General features: G+C 52.6%; 1 protein-coding gene. It reads right to left on the reverse strand.

The window, feature by feature from the left end; translation table 11 throughout:
• Window positions 1-941, reverse strand: a 941-nt coding sequence (locus ACWHAR_RS24195; protein ID WP_452088074.1) for an amidase family protein, incomplete at both ends; no start/stop codon positions are given.

Raw genomic sequence — 941 nt, forward strand, 5'->3', positions numbered from 1 at the left:
AGAATCATCGCGGAAATTTCACCGCTGTTCATTAAGTAGTAGTTCTCCATTAACCGGATTCCGTCAACGCCGTTCGTCTGCTCTTCGACATGGTGTCCCTGCGCTTCCAGCCATCGAACGGTGCGGCGGACGGCTTGTTTGGCTTCATCGCTGACAGGCGTTCCGACGGGTGATTCTACAGAGAATGCGATTTTCAAAGGGCGCTCCAGCCCTTTTTTCATATCCTCTTCATACTGACCTGGAAATAAAGGCGTTTGAAAAGCGGCTTCAGGCTGAATGGTTTGCAGAATATCCAGGAGCGCCGCGCTGTCCCTGACCGTACGGGACAGCACAAAATCGATCGATGCCCCCTGCCACTGCCGTCCGGCGCCCGGTCCTACAGGCGTTCTGCCCCGGGTCGGTTTCAGACCGAATAGTCCGGTAAAGGAAGCCGGTATCCGGATGGAGCCTCCCCCGTCGCTTGCCCCTGCAAGTGGAACGATTCCGGCCGCCACCGCAGCCGCAGAACCGCCGCTTGAACCCCCGGGTGAATAATCAGTGTTCCAAGGATTTCGCGACGGCCCATACAATTCAGGCTCAGAAATATTTTTTAATCCGTATTCGGGTGTATTCGTCTGTCCGAGAAATAAAAAACCGGCGCCGCGCAATTTCGCGACGAAATTCGAATCGCGCTTTGGTTTATAAGATGAAAGCAGCTTGGCGCCGGCTGTGAGAGGCTCCCCTTTCAACGCTTGGGAAATGTCCTTTAAAAGAATCGGCACCCCGGCAAACGGCTGGTGTCTGATGTCAAGCTGTTTGGATTCAATTTTGACCTGCTCTTTTCTTGTCCGAATGACTGCATTCAGTTCTGGATTGACTTCTTCAAGACGGGAAAAAGCAGCGTCGATTAATTCGTTGACCGTTACTTCCCCATGTTTGATAAGCTTAGATAAAGCAACCGC

Source organism: Bacillus sp. LR--39, assembly GCF_053613335.1.